Origin of the sequence: Devosia sp. 67-54 (assembly GCF_001899075.1) — a bacterium.
GTDB lineage: Bacteria > Pseudomonadota > Alphaproteobacteria > Rhizobiales > Devosiaceae > Devosia_A.
This window is the reverse complement of record NZ_MKVA01000005.1, coordinates 612,019-631,680: the sequence shown is the minus strand read 5'-3', so window position 1 is coordinate 631,680 and position 19,662 is coordinate 612,019. Positions and strand designations below refer to the sequence as shown.

Sequence of the window (19,662 nt, the reverse complement as noted above, 5' to 3'; positions counted from 1 at the left end):
GTCGCCGGGGGGCGAGTCTTCACCCTTGGAGGAACTTTGAAAATGAACCTGTTCGGACCCCTTATGCGGGCGGCTGTGCTCGGCGGCGCCATGCTGGTCGCCGGAGTCGTGCCCGCTCTGGCCGGCCCGGCTGAAATCGGCGCGCTCGAGAAATATCTCGGCACGTGGAACGGCAAAGGCCAGCTTTCGGGCTCGCAGACCCAGCCCGTGAGCTGCAAGATGGCGCTGAGCTCGGGCAATGGCGGCAAGCTCAACTACACCGGCCGCTGCTCGCTGGGCGGCGCCCAGCTCTCGGTGACCGGCACCATCGCCTATTCCGACGCCAACAAGCGCTACGAGGCCGTGATGAACTCCGGCATCGGCGGCTTCCGCGGCGTCGCCGTGGGCCAGAAGAGGGGCGACCAGATCGTGTTCGACCTGAAGCAGCGCGCCGACGACAACGAGGGCAACGACATTTCCATCGCCTCGACGGTGGTGCTGTCCGGCGGCAATTCGCTGAAGGTCGAGTTCCACGCCACCTTCAACGACACCGGCGACAAGGTCGACGCCAACATCCCCTTCACCAAGGCCTGAGCCTTCGGGAAATGCAGATGCAAAGGGCGGCCCCGGGCCGCCCTTTTCGTTTGCGGACCAGTACCGCTCAGAACGGAATGTCGTCGTCCATGCCGCCGGATTCGAAGGCTGGGGCGCTGGCTGAGGGGCGGCGGCCTTCGGAGCGGGCGGGCGGGCTCGAGAAGCCGCCGGACTCCCCGGCATTCTCGCCGCGGCCGTCGAGCATGGTGAGGTTCGAGTTGAACCCCTGCAGCACCACCTCCGTCGAATATTTGTCCTGGCCGGACTGGTCCTGCCATTTGCGGGTCTGCAGCGCGCCTTCGAGATAGACCTTGCTGCCCTTGCGCAGATATTGCTCGGCCACGCGGGCGAGGCCTTCCGAGAAGATCACCACCCGGTGCCACTCGGTCTTTTCCTTGCGCTCGCCGCTGTTCTTGTCGCGCCAGCTGTCGGACGTGGCGACGGAAAGGTTCACCACCTTGTTGCCGCTGGGCAGCGTCCGCACCTCCGGATCGGCTCCCAGATTGCCGACCAAAATCACCTTGTTCACGCTGCCAGCCATAGCTTGTCCTTTCGCTCTTACGCCGCTTCCGTGGAATGCGGCCGGCACTGTATCCGACCGCCCGGCCCCCTCTCAGCCCCGCGGGAGCTTTGTGCACAGTATAGAATGTTCGTATTTTGTTCTCAAGCCGGGGCCAACGTTTTCGCCGCATTCGCCGTGCATTGAGAACTGCGAGTCGATACAATAGTTTCAAGCACGAAAACCCGAGACCACGAGTCAGCTTTGACGACGCAAGACGACTCCGCCGCCCCGCCGCCGCGCCTGATGAACTCGCTGCTGGCGACGCGCGCCGCCAACACCGTGCGCTACTCGATGATGAACATCTTCATCCTCGTGGGCACCTACGCCATGGCGCTGGGCGGCGGCTGGACCTGGACCGGCATGCTTCTGTCCTTCGTGCTCATCGGCTTCGTCGACGAGCTGTTCGGCGATGCCGGCGACAAGGAGGCGATGCCGCCGGTCTGGTACTGCCAGCTCATGCTGTTCCTGACGCTGCCGCTGATCATTTTCACCACGCTGGTGACGCTCAACGTCACCTCGGCCACCGGCATCCCGGTGATGGACGCGCTGTCGCGGGCCCTCGGCATCGACCCGGTCGGCGCCCGCGCCGCCACCGCCACGATGAGCGGCCTCATCGGGCCGGGCGCCTGGGCCAGCCTCGGCATGTATTACGGCGCCGCCGGCGTGAACGTGGCTCATGAACTCGTGCACCGCACCGACAAGCCGTTCGACCGCCTGGTCGGCCGCTGGCTGCTGGCCTTCACCTGGGACACCGGCTTTTCCATCGAGCACGTGCACGGCCACCACCGCAATGTCGGCACCGAGCTCGACCCGGCGACGGCGCGCCGCGGCCAGTACATCGTCCACTTCGTGTTTTCCTCGACCATCGGCCAGTGGCTCGCCGCCAGGCGCTTCGAGGCCGAACGGCTGAAGCGCAAGGGCATTCCCAACACGCTCTGGAACAACCGCTTCTGGCGCGGGCAGTTGATGACGCTGGTGGTGGTCGCCTTCTACGTCTGGTTCCTGGGCCCCATCGGCATCCTCTATTCCGCCTATGCCGGCTTCATCGGCAAGATCTACCTCGAGGTGGTGAACTACATCGAGCATTACGGCCTGGTGCGCATCCCCGGTACCCGGGTGGAGGCGCGCCATAGCTGGGACAGCCACCGGCGCGTATCGACCGGCATGTTCTACAACCTGATGCTGCATTCCAACCACCACGCCATCGCCACAAGGCGCTTCTGGGAGCTCGAGCCGTCCCGGGACGACCAGGCCGTGACCCTGCCGCGCGGCTACATGGCGATGATCCTCTACGCCTTCCTCGGCCCGCCCTTCTTCCGCTACATCAACAAATCGCTGGCGCGCTGGGACCGCGAGCTCGCCAGCCCCGAGGAGGTCGCCTACCTCAAGCAGAAGGGCATCTATCTGGGTGACAGCGCCTAGGAACGCTTGCGCCCTTCGTGTGTTTATCCGGAACGGCGTGCGTCGCGCCGTGGAGACAACAACATGCTCAAATGGGCGCTCATCTTTTTCGTGATTTCGATCATCGCCGGCCTGTTCGGCTTCACCGGCATCTCCGCCGCAAGCGCCGGGATCGCCAAGATCCTGTTCTACATCTTCGTGGTGCTGCTGGTGATCACCCTGATCGTGGCTCTCGCCATCGGCCAGTTCGTATTCTAGCGGCCTGACATCGCTGAGATGGACGTCTCGACCCGGATGCCGATGCCGCACCGGGTCGAGACTGTTCGTGCCGGGCCTAGGAGGGTAGGCCGAGGTTTTTCCGCGCTTCCTGCTCGGTCGGCATATTGCCGCCCGGCGTCAGCGTATCGACGGTCTGCGGGATCGCGGTTGCCAGCCGCTTCAGCAGTTCGTCCTTCGACAGCCCGGTGGCCTGCGTCAGCCGGTCCAGATTGTCGGCGCCGACCGCCTGCTCCACCTGTTGCGGGGTCAGGCCCTGCGTGGGCACGCCGGGCGTCACCCAGGAATCGGCGACCGCACCGTGTCCGGCATCGCGGAAGCTGTTCATCAGGTCCCCGAGCCCGCCGGTGACGGTGCCGCCGCTGCCGAGCCCCGACAGGATCTCGCCGAGACCGCCTGCCGCGCCGGCTCCCGCGGCCGCACCCGAGGCCGCACCCGAGGCGCCCGTCACGGCGTTCTCGATCCCGCCGAGCAGGCCTCCGAGTCCACCGCCCTGCCCCGTCGCGCCGCCGCCGGACGTGCCGCCGCCAGAGGCGCCGCCGCCGAGATTGTTGAGCGCCGCGGCGATCTTGTCGCGGTTCTGGAAACCGGCCACGGCCAACAGGCCGAGCAGCGCCAGCATCGAGGGCATGCCTCTATTCGCCATTTTGTTCTCCCTGGAAATATGTCCGGATCACGCGCGACGCCGCGCGATGAAGCCCCAGACCAGCAGCACGATGACCGCGCCGACAATGGCGCCGATCAGCCCGGCGCCTTCGCCGGGCGCGTACCAGCCGAGCATCTGCCCGAGATAGGAGGCGACGAATGCACCGACGATGCCGAGGATGGTGGTGAGGATGAAGCCACGGGGCTCGTTCGGTCCCGGGACGAGGAATTTTGCGACGAAGCCGGCGATGGCGCCGATGATGATGGTCCAGACAATACCCAATTGACGCTCCTGAAGGGGTAGGTTGACGTGCTTCAATGCCGGTCGGCGCGAAAACGTTCCACGCCGGTCCCGTAGGGCTTGACCGACTCCTTTATGTTCCGCTTATGTTCTCGCCGGCGCGACGGGGTGTGAGATGACAGTCCCGGGGCGTCGTGGTTAGCTTGTGGAAGCGGTCGGCCCTGCCTATTTCTGTGGCTGCGCCTCTCCAGAACCCGAAACACTGACAGATGCTGACGGACCATGCGGCTATGGTCCCGCGCCTGCCGATGGATTGCCCGATGCCCGCCAAATCGTCCCCCGCCCAGAACCGTGAGATCGTGATCCGCGGCGCCAAGGAGCACAATCTCAAGAACATCGACCTGCGGCTGCCCCGCGACAAGCTGATCGTGATGACGGGGCTCAGCGGCTCGGGCAAGTCGTCGCTGGCGTTCGACACGATCTATGCCGAAGGCCAGCGCCGCTACGTGGAGTCGCTGAGCGCCTACGCCCGGCAGTTCCTCGAGATGATGCAGAAGCCCGACGTCGAGCAGATCGACGGGCTGTCGCCGGCCATTTCGATCGAGCAGAAGACCACGTCGCGCAATCCGCGCTCGACCGTCGGCACCGTTACCGAGATCTACGACTATCTGCGGCTGCTGTTTGCCCGCGTCGGCATCCCCTATTCGCCGGTCACCGGCCTGCCCATCGAGAGCCAGACCGTGAGCCAGATGGTCGACAAGGTGATGGCGCAGCCCGAGGGCACGCGCCTCTATCTGCTCGCCCCGATCGCCCGCGGCCGCAAGGGCGAATACAAGCGCGAGCTCAACGACCTGATGCGCAAGGGCTTCCAGCGCGTGAAGATCGACGGCGAGTTCTGGGACATCGAGGATGCGCCCAATCTCGACAAGAAGATCAAGCACGACGTGGAGGTGGTGGTCGACCGCGTCGTGGTCGGGCCCGACATCGCGCCGCGCCTCGCCGAGAGCTTCGAGACAGCGCTGAAGCTGGCCGACGGCATCGCCTTCGCCGAGTTCGCCAACGAGAAGGACGACAAGGGCGAGGCGAAGCGGCTGATCTTTTCCGAGAAATTCGCCGATCCGATCTCGGGCTTCACCATTCCCGAGATCGAGCCGCGGCTGTTCTCGTTCAACAACCCGTTCGGCGCCTGCCCGGTCTGCGACGGGCTAGGCACCGAGCAGAAGATCGACCCCGATTTGATCGTGCCCGACGTCACGCTGTCGCTGCGCGACGGCGCCATCCTGCCCTGGAGCAAGACCAGCGCGCCCTACTACCAGCAGACGCTGCAGGCGGTGACCAAGCATTTCGGCGCCTCGACCGGCACGGCCTGGGAAGAGTTGCCCAAGCAGGTGCAGGACGCCGTGCTGTTCGGCACCGGCAGCACGCCGATCCAGTTCACCTATGACGACGGCTTGCGCACCTACAAGACCAAGAAGGCGTTCGAGGGCGTGATCGGCAATCTGGAGCGCCGCTACAAGGAGACCGAAAGCGCCGGCATGCGCGAGGAAATCGAGAAATACATGTCCTCGAAGCCCTGCCTCGCCTGCAACGGCTACCGGCTGAAGCCGGAGGCGCTGGCGGTCAAGATCGACGGGCTGCATGTCGGACAGGTCTCAGACATGTCCATCCGCGCCGCGGCGGCCTGGTTCAAGGACCTGCCCAAGCGCCTGACCAAGCAGCAGAACCAGATCGGCGAGCGGGTGTTCAAGGAAATCCGCGAGCGGCTCGGCTTCCTCAACGACGTCGGCCTCGACTATCTGACGCTGAGCCGTGGCTCGGGGTCGCTGTCGGGCGGCGAAAGCCAGCGCATCCGGCTGGCGAGCCAGATCGGCTCGGGACTGACCGGGGTGCTCTACGTGCTCGACGAGCCCTCCATCGGCCTGCACCAGCGCGACAATGAGCGGCTGCTCGAAACGCTGCGCCGGCTGCGCGACATCGGCAATACCGTGATCGTGGTCGAGCACGACGAGGATGCCATTCTTACCGCCGACCATGTGGTCGATATCGGCCCCGGCGCCGGGGTCAATGGCGGGCACATCGTCGCCGAAGGCACCCCCGAGGACATCCTCCGGAACAAGAATTCGATCACCGGCCAGTATCTGAGCGGCAAGCTGCAGATCCCGACCCCGCCGGAACGGCGCAAGCCCACCAAGTCGAAGAAGATCCACCTCGACGGCGCCACCGGCAATAACCTCAAGAACGTCTCGGTGGACGTGCCGCTCGGCCTGTTCGTCGCCATCACCGGCGTGTCGGGCGGCGGCAAGTCGACGCTGATGATCGACACCATGTACCAGGCGATGGCGCGGCGGCTGAACGGCGCCCGGGTCAATCCGGCGCCGCATAGTCATCTGACCGGCCTCGAATTCCTCGACAAGATCATCGACATCGACCAGTCCCCGATCGGCCGTACGCCGCGTTCCAACCCGGCGACCTACACCGGCGCCTTCGGGCCGCTGCGCGAATGGTTCGCCGGCTTGCCGGAAGCCAAGGCGCGCGGCTACGGTCCAGGTCGCTTCAGCTTCAACGTCAAGGGCGGCCGCTGCGAGAAGTGCGAGGGCGACGGAGTCATCAAGATCGAGATGCACTTCCTGCCCGACGTCTACGTGACCTGCGAGGTGTGCAAGGGTCATCGCTACAATCGCGAGACGCTGGAGGTGCAGTTCAAGGGCAAGTCGATCGCCGACGTGCTCGACATGACCATCGACGAAGCGACCGAGTTCTTCGCGGCGGTGCCCTCGATCCGCGAGAAATTCGCCACCTTGCAGCGCGTCGGGCTCGGCTACGTCAAGGTCGGCCAGCCGGCGACGACGCTGTCGGGCGGCGAGGCGCAGCGCGTCAAGCTCAGCAAGGAATTGAGCCGCCGCGCCACCGGCCGCACCCTCTATATGCTGGACGAGCCGACCACGGGCCTGCACTTCCACGACATCGCCAAGTTGCTCGAGGTGCTGCACGAGTTGGTCGACCAGGGCAACACCGTGGTGGTGATCGAGCACAACCTCGAAGTCATCAAGACCGCCGACTGGATCATCGACATGGGTCCCGAAGGCGGCGACGGCGGCGGCGAGGTGGTGGGCGTCGGCACGCCCGAGGATATGATCGAGAACAAGCGCTCCTATACCGGCAAGTTCCTGCGAGACGTCATGGAGCGGCGCCCGGCCAAGCAGAAGCGCCCGGCCCGGCAGGCGGCGGAGTAGCCGGCGCGAAACCGGCCCGCCGCCGCGGGATTGCCCGGCGCCGGCAACTGTCCCATGATCCCTCCACATCTGAGGAGGAGCAGACCATGGCATCGACGCTGTTGCCGGCCCGCCCGTCGGGTATCGAGTTCGATACCGCGCACACCGCCGTCATCGTGGTCGATATGCAGCACGATTTCGGCAGCAGGGGCGGCATGTTCGACCGCGCCGGCATCGACATCGCGCCGATCCAGGCCATCGTTCCGGCGGTGGCCGCGGTGTTGGCCGCGGCACGTGCCGCCGGCCTGCCTGTCGTCTATCTCAAGCAGCAACACGCCGCCGACCTGTCGGATGCCGGCTCGGCCCGGGCGCCGCATTTCATCAAGCATCAGCGCATGCAGCTCGGCAAAGCGTTCCCCGCTCCCGACGGCAGCACCGGCCGCGTGCTGGTCGCCGACACCTGGAACACCGCGATCCTGCCCGAACTGGCCCCGCACCCTGGCGACGCCATCGTACCGAAAGCCCGCTACAGCGGCTTCTTCCATACCGATCTCGACGAGCGGCTCCGGGCGATGGGCGTCGATACGCTGATCATCACCGGTGCCACCACCAGCATCTGCGTCGAATCGACGGTACGCGACGCGATGTTCCGCGATTATCGCTGCATCGTGCTCGAGGACTGCACCGCCGAGCCGATCGCCTGGGACACGGCGCGCACCAACCACGAGGCGAGCCTGCTGACCATCGAGCTGCTGTTCGGCTGGATCAGCGACTCCAACGCGCTGATCGAGGCCCTGGCGCCGCGCCGCGCGGCCGCCGAGTAAGTCTTGCGGCGACTTTGCGTCCCGCGGGGCCATACCTGCACCGTATTTTGCATAGCTCGCACGGACAAGATGTCGCCCGTATGACGCTTGCCATGCGCATTTCGCATGGCGCAACTGCCATCTCGCCCATGGACCGCGGCGGCAAATCGCACAATGTTCGGCTGCCCTGCCACCGCTCCGAAGGGTGATTGCGATGTTCGTTCGAGCCGTCTGGCGCCAGCAGCGCCTCATCGATCCACGCCCGACGCGGCGGGAAATCGGCGCGCCGCCACGGCGAAACGTCGACAGCCTTGGCATTTCGGCACCGGATTTCCCGAAAATGACCCGCAGCCTGTTCGATCGGCAGTGCTGACCGATCCATCGGGCGGAAAAGCCGACCTGTTAGCTCGGCAATCTCTTAATTCCCGATGAACGACGCCGAAAAGAGCTATGCGTTTTTGGTACCGCTGTTCTGACCAATCACCCACTGCTCAGACTCCGCGATCGGCACTATCTCAGCACCGTAGCGAGCAGGAAGCATCCGGCCGCTAGCAGAAGGAGAAATGAAATGGGTATTCGTCAGACGTTCAAGAAGTGGGCCGCATATCAGCAGACCGTCCGTGAGCTCACCGCTCTCGACAACCGTCAGCTCAACGACCTCGGCATCAGTCGCGCCGACATCCAGAAGATCGCGCGCAATCATGCGCAGACCCTCTAAGGTCTCGGCGCAGAGCCGCCAGGTGGCCACGATCCGAACGCTCGCTTCCCTCAAGGTAGCGAGCGTTTTGATTCCGGGGCCCGGCCCCGCGATCAGGCCGAGCTTCGTCCGGCCAGCTCCGAATAATCCACCTCGACCCCCAGCCGATACGGCGCCCGCGCCCTGAGTTCGCCGTGCCACCGCGCGACGTTGTCCGGCAGGGCCATGTCGAGATCCATGGTGGTCAGGCGGTACATCGCCGTGCCGGCGACGATATCGGCATAGGTAAGATGATCGCCGGCAAGGAATCGGGTGCGCTTGAGCTGCCCGTTCATGATCCCGAGACAGCTCCCGGTGGCCGCAACGCCCTTGGCGATGGCGCTCTCGTCGCGCTGCTCCGGCGCCGTGCGGTAGAACCTCCAGAACAAGTCGATCCAGGCCGGCTGGAAGGTCGTCGCCGTCCAGTCCGTCCAGCGATCGCAATCGGCGCGGGCGACCGGATCGTCCGGCCACAACCGGCCGGGGCTGTAGCGCGCCGCGAGATAGCGCACGATGGCGTGGCTCTCCCACAGGACGAGATCGCCGTCGCGCAGCGTCGGCACCAGCCCGTTGGGGTTGAGCGCCAGATATTCCGGCGTGCGGGTGCCGCCATATTTGCCGCCGAGCGGGATGTGCTCGTAGTCCTGCCCGATCTCGGCGAGCGCCCAGCGTACCTTCTGGACATTGGCGGACGTCTCGCGTCCCCATAGCGTCATCGCCACGATAATCCTCCCGTTGCGACCATACCGACTGGCTGTTAGGACGGCCGCCATGTCCGATCAACCCATACATATTGTGGGGGCCGGCCTCGCCGGCTCCGAAGCCGCCTGGCAAGCCGCCGAGGCGGGCACGCAGGTCGTGCTGCACGAAATGCGGCCGCACAAGCTGACCGAGGCGCACCTCACGGGCGGGTTCGCCGAGCTGGTGTGCTCCAACTCCTTCCGTTCCGACGACCATGAGCACAATGCCGTCGGCCTGCTGCACGAGGAACTGCGGCGCTGCGGCTCGCTGATCATGCGCCTGGCCGACGCCCACAAACTGCCCGCGGGCGGGGCGCTCGCGGTCGACCGGGTGGGATTTTCCGATGCCGTCACCGCGGCGGTCCGTGGCCACCCCAACATCACCGTCGAATTCGGCGAGGTCGCCGGCCTGCCGCCCCCCGACTGGACCAATGTCATCATCGCCACCGGCCCGCTCACCTCGCGGCCGCTGGCCGAGGCGATCCAGGGCCTGACCGGCGAGGCGGAGCTGGCCTTCTTCGACGCCATCGCGCCGATCGTGCATGGCGAGTCGATCGACATGGACATCGCCTGGAAACAGTCGCGCTACGACAAGGTCGGGCCCGGCGGCACCGGGCAGGACTATCTCAACTGCCCGCTGGACGAAACGCAGTACAACCGCTTCGTCGATGCGCTGCTGGCCGGCGAGAAGCACGTCTACCACCAATGGGAGAATGTGCCCTATTTCGACGGCTGCCTACCGGTCGAGGTGATGGCCGAGCGGGGCCGAGAGACGCTGCGCTACGGGCCGCTGAAGCCCGTCGGCCTCACCAATCCGCGCAACCCGACGGTCAAACCCTACGCCGTCGTGCAGCTTCGGCAGGACAATGCGCTGGGCACGCTGTGGAACATGGTCGGCTTCCAGACCAAGCTCAAATATCGCGGCCAGGCCGAAATCTTCCGGCTCATTCCGGGGCTGGAGCACGCGCAGTTCGCGCGGCTCGGCGGCCTTCACCACAACACCTTCCTCAACTCGCCCAAGGTGCTCGACCGCCAGCTTCGGCTCAAGGCCGAGCCACGGCTGCGCTTCGCCGGCCAGATCACCGGCGTCGAAGGCTATGTCGAGAGCACGGCGATCGGCCTCGTCGCCGGACGCATGGCGGCGGCCGAAGCGCGCGGCGAACGGCTCGAGGCGCCGGGGCCGACCACGGCACTGGGCGGTCTCTTCGACCACATCCTCGGTGGCCATCTGGCAGCCGAGGGCGAGCCGGGGCCGCGCAGCTTCCAGCCGATGAACGTCAATTTCGGCCTGCTGCCGCCGGTGACGGTGAAGAAGCCGGAAGGTCTCGTCGGACGCTGGAAGGCCACGGAGAAGACGCTGGCCAAGCGCAAGGCAATGAGCGACCGGGCGCTGGCGGACATCGCCGCCTGGGCCTGACCGCTCAACCGTTGCGCAGCTTCCACCAGCCCAGCGCGGCGATCTTCCGCCAGTCGGCGAGATCGTCGGTACGGACGAATGGGGCGTCGGGGTCTACACGCCGAAGCTGCAGCCCGAGCACGGCGCGCGGTGCAAATACGGCGCGCAGCGGCCGCGGCAGCGCCGCGGTCCCGGCATCGGCCTTGCGCAGGTGCTCGGCGGCGGTCTCGCTGAGCTTGGTGAGCGCCACGGCGAGCCCGTCCGACGCCTGGCCGGCGAGCACCTCGCTTTCCTTGACGCCGCAGATCTCGAACACCTCCCACGGCAGGAAGATGCGTCCCTGGCTCGCATTGTAGCCGAACGCCCGCAGATGCCCGATCAGCGCATGGGCAACGCCCATATGCCCGGCCGCGTCGCCCGTCTCGACCGGCGCGCCGCCATTGAGGATCATTGCTCCGAGCTGGTAGAGCGCCGACACCGTCTCGCCAGCATAGCCCTCGAAGCTGGCCATGTCGGGCATCGGATCCTGGTAGAGGTCGAAGCGGCGGGCCGTGATCATCCGCGTCAGCGGCGGCGTCGGCAGGCTATAGTCGGCGATCACCGACAGCAGCGCGTCGGCCAGGGGGTTCTGCCGCACATTGCCGTGCCCCTTGCCGGCAAGCGCGTCGGCCCACCATTGCAGGCGGATTTCGCCGGCCGCCGGTTCGCGCGCCCGCTCGCGCACCGAGGCGATGTCGGCGTTGAAGGCGTAGAGCGCAGTGATCGCCTCGCGCTCCCTGGACGGCAGCACCAGCGTCGCGAGATAGCGGTCGCGGTCGATGTCGCGCAGGTAGCGCGTCGCGTAGGCAGCGCTCTCTTGCGTCACCGCGACGACTCGACGGCGATCAGCGCCGCGCCGACCGCCCGGTTCTCGCCCAGCAGGATGTTGTAGGTGCGGACAGCCCCGCCGGTGGCGATCGCCTCGACGATGATGTTGCGCTCCCGCAGCGCCTGCCTGATCGACTTGTCGAACCCGGCGATGTCCATGCCCAGCCCCACCAGCAGTACGTCGATCTGGTCGGCGGCAGCGAACACCGGCTGCAGATTGGCGCGGCTGATTTCCGCCGCGCTCGTCGCTTCCCAGGCATGCATGCCGGTGGGCAGGCAGAGCAGCGAGCCGCGGTGGCTCATGCCGGCAAAGCGGAAGCCGCCATTACCATAGCCCTCGATCACCGCCTGGTACGGGTAGAACCCCTGCCCCGGCTCGGCCATCTAGACGGCGGCGCCGTCGGCGCGCTTCGGAATCTTCGCCGCCTTACTGTCGGCCGGCGTGTCACCGCGCGCCTTGAGCCCGAAATAGATCAGGATCGGACCGCCGATGAACACCGACGAATACATGCCGAAGATCGACCCGAAGGTCATAGCGATGGTGAAGCCGCGGATCGATTCACCGCCGAAGAACACCAGCGGGAACAGCGCCAAGAGAATGGTGAACTGCGTCAGCGACGTGCGCACGATAGTCTGATTGATGCTGAGATCGATCAGCTCGGGCAGCGACATCTTCTTGTATTTTCGCAAATTCTCGCGAATGCGGTCGGAGATCACCACAGTTTCGTTGAGACTGAGGCCGACCAGCGTCAGTACCGCCGCGATGGACGAGGTGTTGAATTCGAGCCCCGCCACCGAGAACAGCCCGATGGTCATGATCACGTCGTGCGTCGTGGTGGTGATGGCGGCGAGCGCAAACTGCCACTCGAAGCGGAACCAGACATAGATCAGGATCGCAACCAGCGCGACCAGCACGGCGATCACGCCCTTGGTGGTGAGCTCGCCCGAGACCTGCGGCCCCACCGTCTCGACACGGCGGATGGAATACTGGTCGCTTTCGAGCGCCGCCGTCACCTTGTTGACCGCGGCCTGCTGCGCCGCGTCGCCGCCCGGCTGCGTCTGCACGCGCACCAGCACGTCCTTGGGCGTGCCGAACTGCTGCACCTGGATGTCGCCCAGTCCGAGCCCCGCGAGGTCTTCGCGAATCTTGCCCGGATCGGCGTCGCCATCGCCGCTCTTCTGCAGCTCGATGGCCGAGCCGCCGATGAAGTCGATGCCGAGGTTGAAGCCCTTGGTGAAGGCCGAGCCGATCGCCAGCAGCGAGATGATCACCGAGAAGACGATCGCGTAGTGCGAAATCTTCATGAACGGCACCTTGGTGCCGTCCGGAATGAAGCGGAAGACCTGGATCTTGATGGTCTTGGGCCGGCGCCAGCGATACCAGGCGCCGACGAAGTAGAGCGTCACCGTGTAGGAGGTGAACAGCGAGGTCAGGATGCCGAGCGCCAGCGTTACGGCGAAGCCCTGCACCGGACCCGAGCCCAGGAAGTACAGCACGACGGCCGCGATGAGCTGGGTCAGGTGGGAATCGATGATCGTGCCCCAGGCGCGCCGGAAGCCGGCGTCGATCGCCGCGAGGATCGACTTACCCGCCTTCAGCTCTTCGCGGATGCGCTCGTAGATCAGCACGTTGGCGTCCACCGACATGCCGATGGTGAGCACGATGCCGGCGATGCCGGGCAGCGTCAGCGTCGAGCCGAGCAACGACAGCGACCCGACGATGAGGACGATGTTGAGCACCAGCGAGATGTCGGCAAAGAAGCCGAACAGCCCGTAGGCGACAACCATGAAGGTCACCACCAGAATGGCCGCGACCACGCCCGCGGTGACGCCGGCATGGATCGAATCCGCGCCGAGGCTCGGACCGACGCTGCGCTCTTCGGCGACATCGAGGGTGGCCGGCAGCGCGCCGGCGCGCAGCAGCACGGCCAGGTCGTTGGCGCTCTGCGGCGTGAAATTGCCGGTGATCTGCCCCGAACCGCCGGTGATCGGCTGCTGGATGGTCGGCGCAGTGATCACCTGGTTGTCGAGCACGATGGCAAAGCGCTTGCCGACGTTCTTGGAGGTGATCTCGCCGAACACGATGGCGCCGTGGGTGTTGAAGCTGAAACTCACCACCGAGCGGCCGGTCTGCTGATCGAAGCCGGGCTGGGCGTTGGTCAGGTCTTCGCCGCCGAGCTCGACATTTTCGTTGATCAGCTCTTCGGGCGGGCCCGCGGCGCCCTCGGCGCTCGGCACGATCTCGTAGCCGGGCGGAATGCCCTGCACCTTGGCCTGCTCGGCCGTCATCGTCGGATTGACGAGGTGGAATTCGAGCCGCGCCGTCTTGGAGATCAGCTCCTTGAGGTGCTGCGAGTCGTTGAAGCCGGGGACCTGCACCAGCACGCGGTCGGTACCCTGCCGCTGGATGATCGGCTCGGTGGTGCCGACTTCGTCGATACGCTTGCGGATGACTTCGATCGACTGCGCGATCAGCGACGACATGCGGTCCTTGATGCCGGCGTCGCTGAGCGTGACGGTGAGCTTGCCGTCCGGCGTCTCGCCGAATTCGAGCTCCTGCGTGCCGCCGACGCCGAGAATGCCGTTGCCGGTCTGCAGCTTCTGCAGCGCCGCCTGCGCCGCCGCCTTCTGCGTCGGATCGGTGAGCTCGATGGTGAGCCCCTTGTCCGTGGTGGTGATGATGTTGCCGATGCCATTCTCGCCGGCGAGCAGTTGCCGGGCGTCACGGCGCAGCGTCTTCAGCCGCTCGGTGACCACCGATTGCTGGTTGACCTGCAGCAGCAGGTAGGACCCGCCCTGCAGGTCGAGGCCGAGCGTCATGCCGTTGTGCGGCAGCCAGCCCGGCCAGGTCGCGGTGGTCTCCTTGGGGAAGAAATTGGGGATCGCAAAGACGATGCCCAGCACGGCGACGAAGAGAATGATCGCGGTGCGGATGGGCGAGAACTGCAACATGCTGGGACGTCGTCCTTACTGGCGGATCAGGAGGCTTTGTTGTCGTTGACCGGGTTGGCGCGGTTGCGCACGTCGGCGACCGAACTGCGCGTCAGCTTGACCCGCACCCCCTGCGAGATCTCCACCTCGAGGTCCTCGCCATCGACCGCCTTGGTCACCTTGCCGACGATGCCGCCCGTGGTCACCACCGTGTCGCCGCGCGAGATCGAGGAAAGCATCGCCTGCTGCGCCTTCATGCGCTTCTGCTGCGGCCGGAAGATCAGCAGCCAGAAGATCACGACCAGCAGCAGGATCGGGGCGAACTGGATGAGCAGGTCGCTCATTCCGCCTGCGCCAGCGGCAGGGGCACCGGTGCTCTGCGCGAGAGCGGGTGTCACGAACATGGTGTACTCCTCAGATGGGTTGTCGGCTTGTCAAAACGCCGCGGTTGATCGCATATAGGCTGCGTTTCCGGCAATGGAACAATCCATCCGGTCAAAAGCGCGCGGACTATATAGTCCGCACCGATTCAATGCAAAGCCGTTCGAAGTGCCGCCGAGGCCATTTCGACGCAGGATTTTCCGAAATGCCTGACGACACCCTCACGCAGATTGCCGCGTCGCTGCAGCGTATCGCCGACCGGCTGGAGGCGATGGCGCCCGCGCCGGAGGCGGCGCGGCCCCTGCTCGGAGCGGAGGATGCGTACCATTGGGAGGCGGCGGAGAACCATCTGATCCCGGTGCCCAAGGTGGCGCGGGTGCCGTTCGGCCTGCTCAAGGGAATCGACAGCGTGCGCGACACGCTGCTTGCAAATACACTACAGTTTGCAAAGGGTTACGGCGCCAATAACGCGCTGCTCTGGGGCGCCCGCGGCATGGGCAAAAGCTCGCTGGTCAAGGCCGTCCATGCAGAAGTGTCAGGTTATCTCGCGCAACGGCTGATCCTGATCGAGATCTCGCGCGAGGACATCGAGTCCCTGCCCCGGCTGATGCGCATGATCGCCGCCGAGGACGCCCGCTTCATCGTGTTCTGCGACGATCTGAGCTTCGACAAGGACGAGACCAGCTACAAATCGCTCAAGGCCATCCTCGACGGCGGACTCGAAGGCCGACCGGACAACGCCCTGTTCTACGCCACCTCCAACCGCCGCCACATGATGCCGCGCGACATGATCGACAACGAGCGCGCGACGGCGATCAACCCCGGCGAGGCGATCGAGGAGAAGGTGTCGCTGTCGGACCGCTTCGGGCTGTGGCTCGGCTTCCACAATTGCGACCAGCCGACCTTCCTCAGCATGATCCGCGGCTATTGCGACGCCTACGGGCTCGAGATCGACGATGCGACCCTGAATGCCCGGGCCATCGAATGGGCCCAGACCCGCGGCGCCCGGTCCGGCCGCGTCGCCATCCAGTTCGTGCGGGCGCTGGCGGGCGAAATGGGCAAGGCGGTGTGAGTGAATGGTGAATGGTGAATGGTGAATGGTGAATGGTAAAGGAAACGGGGCCGAAGCCCCGTCTTACCATTCACCATTTGCCGAGCATCAGCCGGCCAGCAGCGGCACCGGATCGACCGGCGTGGCGCCCTGGCGGAGCTCGAAATGGAGCTGCGGGCGGCTCACCGAGCCGGTCATGCCGACCGAGCCGATATTGTCGCCGCGGCTGACCGTCTGCCCCTTGCTGACGCCGGTCGCCTTGAGGTGCGCATAGGCGGACACGTAGCCATTGGGGTGGCGGATCAGGATGAGGTTGCCATAGCCCTCGACCCCCGAGCCGACATAGATGACGGTGCCGTTCTCGGCGGCGCGGACGGCGCTGCCCTCGGGCGCATCGATGTTGATGCCGGTGCCCTTGGAGGCGATGAAATCGGTGGTGACCTTGCCCGATACCGGCCAGCGGAACTTGTCGGCGCCCGACATCTGCGGCGCGGCGGGCTGCGGGGTCTTGACCGGCGCCGGCTGCGCCGTGGCGACCTGCTGCACCGGCACGGTGGCCGGCGAGGCTTCGGGATCGACCAGCTTGGGATTGGTGATCGCCGCCGTCTTGTTGCCGGCGGGGGCACTCGCGACCGGCCTGGCGCCGAGCGGCGCTTCCACCGGCGCCAGCGACGCAACCTTGGTCGGCACCTGCTTGGCGAGATCGGCGCGGCCCGGAATGATCACCTTCTGGCCGACATAGATCTTTTCGGGCGAGGTGATGCTGTTGGCCTGCATGATCGCCTGCGCGGTGACGTTGTATTTGCGCGCAATGGTGTAGAGCGACTCTCCACTCTCGATCGTGTGGGCGTAAGCGTTGGCTGGAACCACGTTCAGGTTCGAGCTGGACGATTGCGGCGTGCCCAGCGAAGCGAGCTTGGGCGCCGGAGCCGGATTGGCAAGCTGGGGCTGGGCTGACATCGGTTTCGATCCTGTAAGAGGCGGCAAGGCGGACGAGGTGTATCCCGCGGCAACGGGCGCGCTGCCGGTGACGAGGCCACCGGAGCCACCGGAAATATCTTCGGGCGGAACGTAGGGGCCCATGGCGACCTGCGTCTTGGGCGAGATGGGTGAGAGCGCCGTCGGCATGGCCTGCTGCCCGCCGATCGCATTCGTCGGGCCGGTCGAGGCGGTGACATCGCCGCCCCCCATGCCGAGGCCCAGCGACGAACAGCCTGCGAGCGACGTCGCGGCCAACGCCACACCGGCGAACGCGGCGATCCTGAGCGCCTGACCGGCAACACGATTACTCATCAGTCCAACTCGTACGCAACCCATTCGATGGACCGACGATAGGCATTTTAGGTAAAGACGAGTTTAAGGCGCTTGCGTTTTGCGGCGACCGCCGCGCGGCGGATTCAGCGGCGGTTAGGGTTAAGCCGGAGCGGCGTTTCGACGGGGGCGGGGTGGAGGGGCCGGTGGTTGCGGCCCCCACCCTCGGTCCCTCCCCGCAAGGGGGAGGGAGGCGCAGGACCGGCGGGCCCGGATGGTGCAGCCGGGCTCCCTTCCCCCTTGCGGGGGGCAAGATGCGCGGAACTTCGGCGCGGCTACAGGGCGATGGTGCCGTCGAGCGCGGTGGCCAGATCGATATCGGTCGCCTGCAGCGACACCGGCGTCACGGTGATGGCGTTGCCGTGCATCAGCAGGTGGAAATCGTGGCTGGGGTCGAGCGGCTTCGGCGTTTCCGGGATGGCGATGAAGAATTTGCCCGGATTGTCCGAGGGAAAATACCTCATCGGCGAGCGCCTGAAGCGCTGCGTCGGCACCACGCGGATGCCGGTGACCTCGTCGACCGGGCAGAACGGGAAATTGACGTTGAACCACACGCCCGGCCGCGCGCCGGCCTGGATGCGCTCGACCACCCTGGCGCCGAGACGGCGGGACACCGCCCAATCGACGGCGGCGCCCACCTCGTAGTCGACGCCCTGGCTCATGGCGATGCCGATGGCGCCCTGCAGCGCGCCCTCGCGGGCCCCGGCGGCGGTGCCGGAGCAGTTGATGATGTCGCCCAGATTCTGGCCGTTGTTGACCCCCGACAGCACCAGATCGGCGGGATGGTCCTTGAGCAGGAACGTCATTCCGGTGACGACGCAGTCGGCCGGCGAGCCGCCGGGGATGGCGAAGACCCGCGGGCGCTTCTCGATCAGCTCGAGCTCGCGGCCGAAGGTGAAGCGGTGCGCGGCGCCCGACTGGTTGCCGTCCGGGGCGCACACCCAGACGTCGTCGCTGAGCGACCGGGCGATCGCCTCGAGCACGGCGAGGCCGGGCGCGTCGACGCCGTCGTCATTGGTGAGGAGGATACGCAGGCTCATTTGCCGGCGGCCGCGACGACCGTCAAGCCGTTCATGTAGGGCTGCAGCACCTCGGGCACGGCGATCGAGCCGTCCGCCTGCTGATAATTCTCCATCACCGCGATCAGCGTCCGGCCGACCGCCAGCGCCGAGCCGTTGAGCGTATGCACGTGCCTGATCTTGCCGTCCTTGCCCTTGACCCGCGCCTCCATGCGGCGCGCCTGGAAATCGCCGCAGACCGAGCAGGACGAGATTTCGCGGTAACTGTCCTGGCCGGGCAGCCAGACCTCGATGTCGTAGGTCTTCTGCGCTCCGAACCCCATGTCGCCGGTCGACAGCGTCATCACCCGGTAGTGCAGGCCTAGCTTCTGCAGCACCGCCTCGGCACAGCCGAGCATGCGCTCGAGTTCGTCGGCCGACTGCTCGGGCGTGGTGATCGACACCAGCTCGACCTTGTCGAACTGGTGCTGGCGCAGCATGCCGCGCGTGTCGCGCCCGGCGCTGCCCGCCTCCGAGCGGAAGCACGGGGTGAGCGCGGTGAAGCGCAGCGGCAAATCCTCCTCGCGCTGGATCGACTCGCGTACGAGGTTGGTGAGCGGCACTTCGGCGGTGGGGATGAGGGCCAGCCGGCCATCGCCGTGCGGCGTGAAGAACAGATCATCGGCGAATTTCGGCAATTGGCCGGTGCCGTAGAGCGCGTCGTCCTTGACCAGCACCGGCGGCTCGACCTCGATGTAGCCGTGCTGGTCGACATGCAGGTCGAGCATGAACTGGCCCAGCGCCCGCTCCATGCGCGCGAGCTGGCTCTTGAGGATGGTGAAGCGGGCACCGGAAATCTTGGCGGCGGTCTCGAAATCCATCATGCCGAGCGCTTCGCCGGTCTCGTAGTGCTCCTTCGGCTTGAACGAAAAGCTTGGTTTCGGCGGGCGCGCCTTGGCGGCGGTGGCGGCGTTGCCGTTGCGGCCGAAATACTCGACGTTGGCGCTCTCGTCGGCGCCGCGCGGCACCTCGTCCCGCGGCAGGTTCGGCATCACCAGCAGGGCGTTGCGCAGCCTGTCCTCGGCCTCGCGCCGCTCGGCGTCGCCGGCCTGGATCGAGTCCTTGAGCTTGCCGACCTCGTCCAGCAGCGCCTGGGCTTTCGCCTCGTCCTTCTGCGCCTTGGCCTGGCCGATCTGCTTGCTCAGCGCGTTGCGGCTCGCCTGCGCCTCTTCGAGGCGGGTGATGACGGTTTTGCGGGCATCGTCGAGGGCGATCAGCTCGGCGGCGGAAAAGGGCACGTTCCGGCGGTCGTGCAAAGCCGCGTCGACGGCCGCGGCGTTGGCCCTGATCCAGTTGATGTCGAGCATGACGAAAGTCCCGAGAAATGAGGGCTTCTTTTGCGGGAGAGGCGCACCGATGGCAAGAGGGGCGGCGAGCCGTCGGAAGGGGGCGGCCGCTTGCACCGAGCGTGGGGCCGCCCCCTCCACCACGCTTCGCGTGGTCCCCCTCCCCCGTAAACGGGAGAGGAGTCCCGACTG

Annotated in this window: 19 protein-coding genes; 8 read left to right on the top strand and 11 right to left on the bottom strand. The window is 66.3% G+C overall.

Annotated elements, in window-relative coordinates; genetic code table 11:
• Positions 1-42 precede the first annotated feature (42 nt).
• Positions 43-573 (top strand): hypothetical protein, encoded by a 531-nt coding sequence (locus BGO82_RS08185; protein WP_291305067.1) that lies wholly within the window; start codon positions 43-45, stop codon positions 571-573.
• A 67-nt stretch (positions 574-640) separates the two neighbouring features.
• On the opposite strand, the gene ssb is transcribed toward BGO82_RS08185, so the two are convergent.
• Positions 641-1,114 carry a single-stranded DNA-binding protein gene (ssb, locus tag BGO82_RS08180; protein WP_291305066.1) on the bottom strand — a complete coding sequence of 158 codons (474 nt, stop codon included), beginning with the start codon at positions 1,112-1,114 and terminating at the stop codon, positions 641-643.
• A 222-nt stretch (positions 1,115-1,336) separates the two neighbouring features.
• Between ssb and BGO82_RS08175 the strand changes: the two genes are divergently transcribed.
• Both BGO82_RS08175 and BGO82_RS08170 read left to right on the top strand, forming a co-directional pair.
• The gene (locus BGO82_RS08175) at positions 1,337-2,557 is read left to right on the top strand and encodes an alkane 1-monooxygenase (protein ID WP_291305065.1); all 1,221 of its coding nucleotides are present in this window, start codon (positions 1,337-1,339) and stop codon (positions 2,555-2,557) included.
• 63 nt (positions 2,558-2,620) lie between these two features.
• Positions 2,621-2,794 carry a DUF1328 domain-containing protein gene (locus BGO82_RS08170; RefSeq protein ID WP_291305064.1) on the top strand — a complete coding sequence of 58 codons (174 nt, stop codon included), beginning with the start codon at positions 2,621-2,623 and terminating at the stop codon, positions 2,792-2,794.
• Between the two features lie 76 nt (positions 2,795-2,870).
• Here the strand turns inward: BGO82_RS08170 and BGO82_RS08165 are convergent, their stop codons facing one another.
• Entirely contained in the window at positions 2,871-3,458 is a 588-nt protein-coding gene (locus BGO82_RS08165) for a YidB family protein (protein ID WP_291305063.1), read from the bottom strand.
• A gap of 27 nt (positions 3,459-3,485) precedes the next feature.
• On the bottom strand, positions 3,486-3,740 hold the full coding sequence (locus BGO82_RS08160; protein ID WP_291305062.1) for a GlsB/YeaQ/YmgE family stress response membrane protein: 255 nt from the start codon (positions 3,738-3,740) through the stop codon (positions 3,486-3,488).
• A gap of 278 nt (positions 3,741-4,018) precedes the next feature.
• Between BGO82_RS08160 and uvrA the strand changes: the two genes are divergently transcribed.
• The 3 genes from uvrA (at position 4,019) to BGO82_RS08145 (ending at position 8,431) form a co-directional block, all read left to right on the top strand.
• On the top strand, positions 4,019-6,931 hold the full coding sequence (gene uvrA / locus BGO82_RS08155; protein WP_291305061.1) for an excinuclease ABC subunit UvrA: 2,913 nt from the start codon (positions 4,019-4,021) through the stop codon (positions 6,929-6,931).
• A gap of 86 nt (positions 6,932-7,017) precedes the next feature.
• Positions 7,018-7,734: a cysteine hydrolase gene (locus BGO82_RS08150; protein ID WP_291305060.1), complete on the top strand. Its 717-nt coding sequence runs from the start codon at positions 7,018-7,020 to the stop codon at positions 7,732-7,734.
• Between the two features lie 547 nt (positions 7,735-8,281).
• Complete coding sequence (locus BGO82_RS08145) at positions 8,282-8,431, top strand: DUF1127 domain-containing protein (protein ID WP_291305059.1); 150 nt, start codon at positions 8,282-8,284, stop codon at positions 8,429-8,431.
• 92 nt (positions 8,432-8,523) lie between these two features.
• Here the strand turns inward: BGO82_RS08145 and BGO82_RS08140 are convergent, their stop codons facing one another.
• Positions 8,524-9,165, bottom strand: a complete 642-nt coding sequence (locus BGO82_RS08140; protein WP_291305695.1) for a glutathione S-transferase family protein — start codon at positions 9,163-9,165, stop codon at positions 8,524-8,526.
• Positions 9,166-9,220: 55 nt separating this feature from the next.
• On the opposite strand from BGO82_RS08140, the gene trmFO reads away from it, so the two are divergent.
• Positions 9,221-10,606, top strand: a complete 1,386-nt coding sequence (gene trmFO / locus BGO82_RS08135; protein ID WP_291305058.1) for a methylenetetrahydrofolate--tRNA-(uracil(54)-C(5))-methyltransferase (FADH(2)-oxidizing) TrmFO — start codon at positions 9,221-9,223, stop codon at positions 10,604-10,606.
• A gap of 4 nt (positions 10,607-10,610) precedes the next feature.
• On the opposite strand, the gene BGO82_RS08130 is transcribed toward trmFO, so the two are convergent.
• The 4 genes from BGO82_RS08130 to yajC are packed head-to-tail and all read right to left on the bottom strand — an operon-like array spanning position 10,611 to position 14,787.
• On the bottom strand, positions 10,611-11,450 hold the full coding sequence (locus BGO82_RS08130) for a phytoene/squalene synthase family protein (RefSeq protein WP_291305057.1): 840 nt from the start codon (positions 11,448-11,450) through the stop codon (positions 10,611-10,613).
• Positions 11,447-11,836, bottom strand: a complete 390-nt coding sequence (locus BGO82_RS08125; RefSeq protein ID WP_291305056.1) for an MTH938/NDUFAF3 family protein — start codon at positions 11,834-11,836, stop codon at positions 11,447-11,449. Before BGO82_RS08125 ends, BGO82_RS08130 begins: the two co-directional genes overlap by 4 nt.
• Positions 11,837-14,404 (bottom strand): protein translocase subunit SecD, encoded by a 2,568-nt coding sequence (secD, locus tag BGO82_RS08120; protein ID WP_291305055.1) that lies wholly within the window; start codon positions 14,402-14,404, stop codon positions 11,837-11,839. It abuts the gene before it with no gap.
• Between the two features lie 26 nt (positions 14,405-14,430).
• Positions 14,431-14,787, bottom strand: a complete 357-nt coding sequence (yajC, locus tag BGO82_RS08115) for a preprotein translocase subunit YajC (protein ID WP_291305054.1) — start codon at positions 14,785-14,787, stop codon at positions 14,431-14,433.
• A 182-nt stretch (positions 14,788-14,969) separates the two neighbouring features.
• Here yajC and BGO82_RS08110 point away from each other — a divergent pair, with 182 nt between their 5' ends.
• The gene (locus BGO82_RS08110; RefSeq protein ID WP_291305053.1) at positions 14,970-15,836 is read left to right on the top strand and encodes an ATP-binding protein; all 867 of its coding nucleotides are present in this window, start codon (positions 14,970-14,972) and stop codon (positions 15,834-15,836) included.
• Positions 15,837-15,923: 87 nt separating this feature from the next.
• Here the strand turns inward: BGO82_RS08110 and BGO82_RS08105 are convergent, their stop codons facing one another.
• From BGO82_RS08105 to serS, 3 genes are all read right to left on the bottom strand, one after another.
• On the bottom strand, positions 15,924-17,108 hold the full coding sequence (locus tag BGO82_RS08105) for a M23 family metallopeptidase (protein ID WP_291305052.1): 1,185 nt from the start codon (positions 17,106-17,108) through the stop codon (positions 15,924-15,926).
• Between the two features lie 293 nt (positions 17,109-17,401).
• Positions 17,402-18,166 carry a 5'/3'-nucleotidase SurE gene (locus tag BGO82_RS08100; protein WP_291305051.1) on the bottom strand — a complete coding sequence of 255 codons (765 nt, stop codon included), beginning with the start codon at positions 18,164-18,166 and terminating at the stop codon, positions 17,402-17,404.
• Complete coding sequence (gene serS, locus BGO82_RS08095; RefSeq protein WP_291305050.1) at positions 18,163-19,491, bottom strand: serine--tRNA ligase; 1,329 nt, start codon at positions 19,489-19,491, stop codon at positions 18,163-18,165. The genes BGO82_RS08100 and serS overlap by 4 nt, the downstream gene beginning before the upstream one ends.
• Positions 19,492-19,662 lie beyond the last annotated feature (171 nt).

Excerpts from the sequence above, each read along its gene's own strand:
- BGO82_RS08170 (WP_291305064.1), top strand. The coding sequence starts at position 2,621 with ATGCTCAAATGGGCGCTCATCTTTTTCGTGATTTCGATCATCGCCGGC.
- BGO82_RS08110 (WP_291305053.1), top strand. The coding sequence starts at position 14,970 with ATGCCTGACGACACCCTCACGCAGATTGCCGCGTCGCTGCAGCGTATC.
- BGO82_RS08105 (WP_291305052.1), bottom strand. The coding sequence starts at position 17,108 with ATGAGTAATCGTGTTGCCGGTCAGGCGCTCAGGATCGCCGCGTTCGCC.
- yajC (WP_291305054.1), bottom strand. The coding sequence starts at position 14,787 with ATGTTCGTGACACCCGCTCTCGCGCAGAGCACCGGTGCCCCTGCCGCT.
- uvrA (WP_291305061.1), top strand. The coding sequence starts at position 4,019 with ATGCCCGCCAAATCGTCCCCCGCCCAGAACCGTGAGATCGTGATCCGC.
- BGO82_RS08140 (WP_291305695.1), bottom strand. The coding sequence starts at position 9,165 with ATGACGCTATGGGGACGCGAGACGTCCGCCAATGTCCAGAAGGTACGC.
- secD (WP_291305055.1), bottom strand. The coding sequence starts at position 14,404 with ATGTTGCAGTTCTCGCCCATCCGCACCGCGATCATTCTCTTCGTCGCC.
- BGO82_RS08185 (WP_291305067.1), top strand. The coding sequence starts at position 43 with ATGAACCTGTTCGGACCCCTTATGCGGGCGGCTGTGCTCGGCGGCGCC.
- BGO82_RS08145 (WP_291305059.1), top strand. The coding sequence starts at position 8,282 with ATGGGTATTCGTCAGACGTTCAAGAAGTGGGCCGCATATCAGCAGACC.
- serS (WP_291305050.1), bottom strand. The coding sequence starts at position 19,491 with ATGCTCGACATCAACTGGATCAGGGCCAACGCCGCGGCCGTCGACGCG.
- ssb (WP_291305066.1), bottom strand. The coding sequence starts at position 1,114 with ATGGCTGGCAGCGTGAACAAGGTGATTTTGGTCGGCAATCTGGGAGCC.
- trmFO (WP_291305058.1), top strand. The coding sequence starts at position 9,221 with ATGTCCGATCAACCCATACATATTGTGGGGGCCGGCCTCGCCGGCTCC.
- BGO82_RS08125 (WP_291305056.1), bottom strand. The coding sequence starts at position 11,836 with ATGGCCGAGCCGGGGCAGGGGTTCTACCCGTACCAGGCGGTGATCGAG.
- BGO82_RS08150 (WP_291305060.1), top strand. The coding sequence starts at position 7,018 with ATGGCATCGACGCTGTTGCCGGCCCGCCCGTCGGGTATCGAGTTCGAT.
- BGO82_RS08100 (WP_291305051.1), bottom strand. The coding sequence starts at position 18,166 with ATGAGCCTGCGTATCCTCCTCACCAATGACGACGGCGTCGACGCGCCC.
- BGO82_RS08165 (WP_291305063.1), bottom strand. The coding sequence starts at position 3,458 with ATGGCGAATAGAGGCATGCCCTCGATGCTGGCGCTGCTCGGCCTGTTG.